The following is a 7,102-nucleotide window of genomic DNA, read 5'->3' as shown; positions in this document are numbered from 1 at the left end:
GCGCGGCCGCGGCTCGGCGCGCCGGCCGGGCCGGGCGGCACGAAGCGTCCGTCGAGCGCGTCGAGCAGCGCCCGGCGCTCCGCCGCTGGCGAGCGGTCCAGGTCGTTCGCGGCGGCCTCGCCGGTCAGTGCCGCCAGCATCGCCGCGCGGCGTTCCGGCGCGATCTCGGTGCCGAAGACATGCAGCCCGTCGCGGATCTGCATGTCCTTGACGTCGCATAGGAAGGCATCGAGCCGCCCCAGCTGGTCCTCCTCCGGCATCGCGCGCGTGGCGCCGCTCTCGGCCAGCAGGCCGATGGATTCGGCGCGTTCCAGGATCTCGCGGCGCAACAGCGCGGTGCGGCGCCGGTCCAACCCGTCGGCGGCGGCATATTCGTCGATCAGCTGCTCCAGCTCGCGCGCCGGGCCATGCGTGCCGGCGGTGCGCAGCGGCGGCGTCAGATGACCGATGGTGACGGCGCCGAGCCGCCGCTTGGCCTGCGCCGCTTCGCCCGGATTGTTGACGATGAAGGGATAGATCACCGGCATGCCGGCGACCAGCGCGGCCGGATGACAGGCGGCGGACAGCGCGACCGCCTTGCCCGGCAGCCATTCCAGCGTGCCGTGCGCGCCGAGGTGAACGATGGCATCGACGTCGAGCACGCGGCGCAGCCACAGATAGAACGCGACATAGGCGTGGCGCGGCGGCAGGTCCGGATCGTGATACGTCACCTTGCGGTCGGGTCCGTGCCCCCGGTCCGGCTGGATAGCGACCGTCACCTGCCCGAAGCGAAGCCCCGGCAATGCGAAGGCACCATCGATGCAGGCCGGATCGGCTTCCGGCGCTCCCCAGGCATCGGCGATCGCCGCGCGTGTTTCGCCCGGCAGCTGGTCGAACAGGCGGCGATAGTCGTCGAGCGGCAGACGGACGCGCCGCTCCGCGTCGCACAGCGCCGGGACCAGATCGGCACCGGCCGGCAGATCCGGCCCCAGGTCGTAACCGGCATCATCGAGCAGGCGCAGCATCGCCGTGGCGCTCTCGGGCGCATCCAGGCCGACCGCGTGGGCGATCTGGCCCGGCGCATTCGGATAGTCGGACAGAATCAGCGCGATACGCCGCCGGCCCGGCGGCGTGCCGGCCAGCCGGGCCCAGCCCGCGGCGCGGCGCGCCACCAGATCGATTCCCTCGCGGTCCGGCATGTGGGCGTTGGTGCGGAACTCGAGCGCGGCGAACTCGGTCGCCTCCTTCTTGAACGAGACCAGGCCGGCCAGCAACCGCCCGTCGAGCTCCGGCAGCACGACCTGCATGGCAAGGTCGGTCTGCGACAGGCCGCGTGCCGATTGTTGCCAGGCCTCGCGGGTCGCGCCGGAAAGGACCGCCTGCAACACCGGCGCCTGGGCGGCATCGAGGGGCGAGGCGCTGTCCTCGCTGCGGGCCGAGAAGCCGGTCGTGTTCACGACGACGGCCGGCCGCATGTCGCGCAGGGCATCGCCGATCCAGCGGGCGCAATCCGCATTCTTCAGGCTGTCGACGAACAGTGCGCGCACATCGAGTCCCGCCGCGTCCAGCGCATCCGCCAGCGCCGTGATCGGCGCCGTGTCGCCGGCCAGAAAGTAGGCGCGATAGAACACAACGACAGCAAGGGGACGGCCGCCTTTCGACCGTGCGGCAGCGTCGAACATGCCGTGCGCGGGCACCGGCAGCGCCGCCGGTTCCGTGCTGGCTTCGCCGCCGGCGATCTGCGCGAGGCAGCGCAGGGCGTGGCCCAGGTTGTCCGGCCCGCCATGACGGAAATAGGCATGCAGCCGCGCGAGATCGGCCTGCGGCACCGTCGACATCTCGGCGAGGCGCGCGTCCTCGTGGGCGTCGCCTGGCAGCAGCACCAGGGGTATCTTTCGCGCGCGGCAGCTGGCCGCCAGCTGCTCGGCGCCGTAGCGCCAATACTCCACGCCGCCGAGCAGGCGCACGACGATGGCCCGCGCCCGCCCGAGCATCCGCTCCAGGTAGAGATCGACCGAGAGCGGGTGGCGGAGCTGGGCGAGATTGGCAAGCCGCAGCGTGGGGAGCCGTTCCCGCTCCGACGCCCAGGCCGCTGCGACGCCGCGCAGATCGCTGTCGGAGAACGACAGCACCAGCAGCTCGGCCGGGCTCTGGCCCAGGTCGATAGCCGCCGCGTCGTCGTCGAGTCCGCGGCTTTCGCGGACCAGCAGGTGCATGTGCTATCCCCGGATTGCCGCTTCGATGGCCGCGCGGTCGAGGCCCGTCTGGCCGATCACCACCAGGATGCCGGCGCGTGCCTCGCCGGGCGCCCAGGGGCGGTCAAAATGGTGGCGGAAGCGCCCGCCGACGCCTTGCAGCACCAGCCGCATGGGCCGGCCCGACACCGCGACGAAGCCCTTGATGCGCAGCACGTCGTGCGCTTCGACGACGCGCTTCAGGCGCGCGATCAGAGCTTCGGGCGAGGCGATCTCACCGATTGTCATCGGGAAGCTCTCGAAATCGTCGTGCTCGTGCTCGCCCTCCGCATCGTGATGCGAGGGGCGGGCCGCGAGGTCGTCCTCCGCCGCGGCGAATAGGCCGAGCAGGACCGTCGGGTCGACCTGGCCCTCGCGGGCACGTACGATCTTCACCGGCCGTGCCACCTTGCCGCCGATCGCGCCGGCAAGCTGTGCCGCGGTGTCGTCGTCGATCAGGTCGAGCTTGTTCAGCACCACGAGATCGGCCGCCATCAGCTGGTCCTCGTACACCTCGGCCAAGGGGTTGTCGTGGTCGAGCGAAGGATCGGCCGCCCGCTGGCGCGCCACCGCCTCGGGGTCGTCGGCGAAACGGCCCTCCGCCACCGCGCGGCTGTCGACCACGGCAATCACGCCGTCGACGGTGACGCGCGATCGCACGGCCGGCCAGTCGAACGCCTTGATCAGCGGCTTGGGCAGCGCGAGCCCCGAAGTCTCGATCAGGATGTGCTCCGGCGGCTGCGGACGCGCCAGGAGCTGCTCCATGGTCGGCAGGAAGTCGTCGGCCACGGTGCAGCAGATGCAGCCATTGGCGAGCTCGATGATGCTGCCGTCGTCGCAGCCCTCGATGCCGCAATCCTGCAGCAGGGCGCCGTCGATGCCGATGGCGCCGAATTCGTTGACGATGACGGCGATGCGCCGCCCGCGCGCATTCTCCAGCACATGGCGCATCAGCGTCGTCTTGCCGGCGCCGAGGAAGCCGGTGACGATGGTGGCGGGAATCTTGCCGGCGATGGCGGTCACGGTGCGGACCTCTCCAGGTTGATCAGGTGCAGGGGAAATCGCACGACGATGGCGGTGCGGAGCGAGGCCGGCCGCGTGCCGCGCCCGACGAAGCCGGTCTCCGACTGGGCGTAGGCCGCGGCATAGGCCACCAGGTCGGCGGCATGGTCGGGCGTCAGGTGCCCCAGCATGTAGGCCCATTTTCCGGGCGCGGCGACCACCACGGTGCAGCCGCGCTCACAATTGCCGAAGCAGGTCACCGGCGCCGGGCGCGCGCCACCTGCCTCCGCCAGCTCGCCGATCCGATCGCACAGCAATTGGCCAGGCGGCGGCGTCCCTTCGCGGGCTTCGACCGCCGGATGGCGGCAGGTCGTGCAGACCAGGATCTGGGGCTGGCTTCCGGCCATGGCATGTCCGCGCCGGTCGGCGGCGGTCCGGGGGTACGGTCTCGCCCACAACCGGGGGCCGGCCCGCCGCGAGGCGGAACCGCCGTTACCGGTGCACCCCGCCCCGGCAACAGACAAGCACGGCGACGGCAGGTCTCCTGGCTCGCGGATACGATCGCCTTCCGTCAGCCTTCCCGAGCAAGGCCCAGTGGCATAGCGACGAACGGCTTTCCGCTTACAGTTGCGGGGGCAGCTGCGGCATTGGGCGAGCCCGCACCGCATTCCCTTTTCGCCTTCCAGGCGGAAGGACCGTCTGGCCGTGAGTACCCCGCGGGTTCAACCCGAGTCAACAAGGATGCTGGCGCCGCTTGATGCACCCGGGCGCGGTATGCATGACTGCGCCGGGCTTCCGGACGATCTCGACATGACGGCTGACGACAACACCACCGATACGGCGGCGCAGCACCGCGCCAAGATGGCGAAGCGGAAGGCGCTGCAGGATGCCGAGGTCGCCGGCAAGACCGTCGAGAAGGGCCTGCTCATCGTCCATACCGGCACCGGCAAGGGCAAGTCGACAGCGGCCTTCGGCCTGGTGCTGCGCATGATCGCGCAAGAGCGGCGCAGCGCCGTGGTGCAGTTCATCAAGGGCGCCTGGCATACCGGCGAGCGGCGCGCGCTCGAGCGCTTCGGCGACCTGGTCGAATGGCATGCGATGGGCGAGGGCTTCACCTGGAACACCCAGGACCGCGAACGCGACGTCGCCGCCTGCCGGCGCGCCTGGGCCGAAGCGCTGCGGCTGATGGCGGATCCCGCGATCTCGCTCCTGATCCTGGACGAGCTCAACATCGCGCTGCGCTACGACTACCTGCCGCTGGACGAGGTGGTCGCGGCGCTGCGGGAGCGCCGAGGCGACCTGCACGTCGTGGTCACCGGCCGCAACGCCAAGCCGGAACTGATCGAGATCGCCGACCTGGTCACCGAGATGCGTCTGGTGAAGCACCATTTCCAGGCCGGGGTGAAGGCACAGGCGGGGATCGAGTTCTGATGCCGGCGCGCGCCATCATGCTGCAGGGCACCGGTTCCAGCGTCGGCAAGTCGATGCTGGTGGCGGGTCTTGCGCGTGCGCTGGTGCGGCGCGGCCTGTCGGTGCGGCCGTTCAAGCCGCAGAACATGTCGAACAATGCGGCCGTCACCGCCGATGGCGGCGAGATCGGCCGCGCCCAGGCGCTGCAGGCGCTGGCGGCGGGCGTCCCGCCGTCGGTGCACATGAACCCGGTGCTGCTGAAGCCGGAAACCGAAGGCGGCTCGCAGGTCGTCGTGCAGGGCCGCGTGCATGCCCGCGCCGGCGCGCGGGAATATCAGAAGATGAAGCCGGACCTTATGCCATTCGTGCTGGAGAGCTTTGGCCGGCTGCGCGCCGCGGCCGATTTCGTCCTGGTGGAAGGCGCGGGCAGCGCCAGCGAGATCAATCTGCGCGGCGGCGACATCGCCAATATGGGTTTCGCCCGTGCTGTTGACGTTCCGGTGGTGGTGGTCGGCGATATCGACCGGGGCGGCGTCATCGCCAGCCTGGTCGGCACCCATGCCGTCCTGTCGCCCGAGGATGCGGCGACGGTGGTCGGCTTCGTGGTCAACCGCATGCGCGGCGATACCTCGCTGTTCAGCGCCGGCATGGAACTGATCGCCGAACGCACCGGCTGGCCGGCGCTCGGCCTGGTGCCCTGGTTTGACGATGCCCGGCTGCTGCCGGCGGAGGATTCGCTCGACCTGGTGGAGCATGCGCGGCGGCCACAGGGCGGCGGGCGCATCGTGGTGGCGGTGCCGGTGCTGCCGCGGATCGCCAATTTCGACGATCTCGACCCGCTGGCCGCGGAGCCGGAGGTGGAGCTGGTTCTGGTCCGGCCGGGCGAGGCGCTGCCGGGCCGGGCCGATCTCGTCATCCTGCCGGGCTCGAAGGCGACCATCGCCGATCTGGCGGCGTTCCGCGCCGCCGGCTGGGACGTCGATCTCGCCGCGCATCGCCGCCGTGGCGGCCGCGTGCTTGGGCTGTGCGGCGGCTTTCAGATGCTGGGCCGGCGCATCGCCGATCCGGACGGTGTCGAAGGACCCGCTTGTACAGTGGACGGGCTCGGCATGCTCAATGTCGAGACCGTGCTGACGGCCGACAAGAAGCTGGTCGAGGTCTCAGGCGAAACCGTTGCCGACGGCGTCCCCTTCCGCGGCTACGAAATGCATCTCGGCCGCACGCAGGGGCCGGACGCGGAGCGGCCGCTGGTCCGGCTGACGCAAGGGCGCCTCGATGGGGCGGTATCGGCGGACGGGCTGGTATCGGGCACGTACATGCACGGCTTCTTCGCCGATGACGGCCAGCGCTCGGCCTGGCTCGGGCGCCTCGGTGCGGCGCCTTCGACACGCAATCACGCGGCCTCGGTCGAGGCCACGCTGGATCGCCTTGCCGCGCATCTGGAAGCGCATCTCGATATCGATCGCATCCTCAGCTCAGCCAGGTAACCAACGCCGCCAGCGCGCCGAGCAGCGCGATGAGCAGGCCGCAGGCCACGCGGTAGAGGGCGAGGGCACGGCGGATATCCGCGGCAGAAGCGTCCGGACTCCCGTCGCCCATCCACGCATCCTCGACGAGGGTGCCGCCATAGACACGCGGGCCGGCAAGCCTGCGGCCCAGCGCGCCGGCCATCGCCGCTTCCGGCCATCCGGCATTGGGCGATCGGTGCTGACGGGCGTCGCGCCGCACCGCCCGCCACGCCCCGGCGGCATCGCTGTCGCGGCGTAGCGCCGCCGCCGCGACCAGCAGCAGCGCCGACAGCCGCGACGCCGGCAGATTGACCAGGTCGTCAAAGCGTGCGGCCGCCCAGCCGAAGGCGAGATGGCGCGCCGTGCGGTGACCGATCATGCTGTCGGCGGTGTTCACGGCCTTGTAGGCGGCGATGCCGGGCAGGCCCAGCACCGCGCACCAGAAAGCCGGCGCCGTGACGCCGTCGGAAAAGTTCTCCGCCAGGCTTTCGATTGCCGCGCGCGCGACCGCCGCCTCGTCCAGGCTGTCCGGATCGCGGCCGACGATCCGGCTCACGGCAGCCCTCCCGCCGGCAAGACCTTCACGTTCCAGCCCGTCGGCCACGGCGGCGACATGCGCATATAGCGACCGCTGCGCCAGCAGGGGCGCGGCCAGGACCGCTAAGAAGATGAGGGCCAGGGCAGGCGCGATCAGTGAGCAGACAGCCGCCGTGAACACCCAGGCCGGCAACGCGGCCAGGATCAGAACGATCACCATTGCCACAATCCCGCCCAGCCGCCGCTCGCCGGGCGAAAGCCGCTCCAGATTGAAATGGCGGTCGAGAGCACCGATTGCCGCCCCGATCCAGACAACAGGGTGCCGAACGACGCGATACAGCGCCGCAGGATAGCCCACCAGGGCCTCGATCAGAAGGGCCGCACAAGCCAGCGCGAGCGTGCTATCGAACGGCATGGCCCGGACCGAGGATC

The 7,102-nt window shown here is 70.9% G+C and carries 6 protein-coding genes and 1 riboswitch; of the genes, 2 read left to right on the top strand and 4 right to left on the bottom strand.

Annotated features, from left to right (window positions below; all coding sequences use genetic code 11):
- The 3 genes from DT074_RS07410 to DT074_RS07400 form a co-directional block, all read right to left on the bottom strand.
- Positions 1 to 2,195: cobaltochelatase subunit CobN (locus tag DT074_RS07410; protein WP_368744517.1), on the bottom strand; the 2,195-nt coding region annotated here is incomplete at its 3' end.
- Between the two features lie 3 nt (positions 2,196 to 2,198).
- The gene (gene cobW / locus DT074_RS07405; RefSeq protein ID WP_119419186.1) at positions 2,199 to 3,236 is read right to left on the bottom strand and encodes a cobalamin biosynthesis protein CobW; all 1,038 of its coding nucleotides are present in this window, start codon (positions 3,234 to 3,236) and stop codon (positions 2,199 to 2,201) included.
- Positions 3,233 to 3,622: a DUF1636 family protein gene (locus DT074_RS07400; protein ID WP_119419185.1), complete on the bottom strand. Its 390-nt coding sequence runs from the start codon at positions 3,620 to 3,622 to the stop codon at positions 3,233 to 3,235. Before DT074_RS07400 ends, cobW begins: the two co-directional genes overlap by 4 nt.
- A gap of 110 nt (positions 3,623 to 3,732) precedes the next feature.
- Positions 3,733 to 3,930, bottom strand: a riboswitch (cobalamin riboswitch).
- A 95-nt stretch (positions 3,931 to 4,025) separates the two neighbouring features.
- Here DT074_RS07400 and cobO point away from each other — a divergent pair.
- Together cobO and DT074_RS07390 are read left to right on the top strand one after the other, a co-directional pair.
- A complete protein-coding gene (gene cobO, locus DT074_RS07395; RefSeq protein WP_119419197.1) occupies positions 4,026 to 4,646 on the top strand; it encodes a cob(I)yrinic acid a,c-diamide adenosyltransferase in 621 nt (206 codons plus the stop codon).
- Positions 4,646 to 6,112, top strand: a complete 1,467-nt coding sequence (locus DT074_RS07390; RefSeq protein WP_368744516.1) for a cobyric acid synthase — start codon at positions 4,646 to 4,648, stop codon at positions 6,110 to 6,112. The genes cobO and DT074_RS07390 overlap by 1 nt, the downstream gene beginning before the upstream one ends.
- Here DT074_RS07390 and cbiB read toward each other — a convergent pair.
- Positions 6,096 to 7,085, bottom strand: a complete 990-nt coding sequence (gene cbiB / locus DT074_RS07385) for an adenosylcobinamide-phosphate synthase CbiB (protein ID WP_119419184.1) — start codon at positions 7,083 to 7,085, stop codon at positions 6,096 to 6,098. The genes DT074_RS07390 and cbiB overlap by 17 nt on opposite strands.
- Positions 7,086 to 7,102 lie beyond the last annotated feature (17 nt).

Source organism: Desertibaculum subflavum (assembly GCA_003576705.1).
Classification (GTDB): Bacteria; Pseudomonadota; Alphaproteobacteria; order Ferrovibrionales; family Ferrovibrionaceae; genus Desertibaculum; species Desertibaculum subflavum.
The sequence above is the reverse complement of the archived record's forward strand: the minus strand, read 5'-3'. Positions and strand labels throughout refer to the sequence as shown.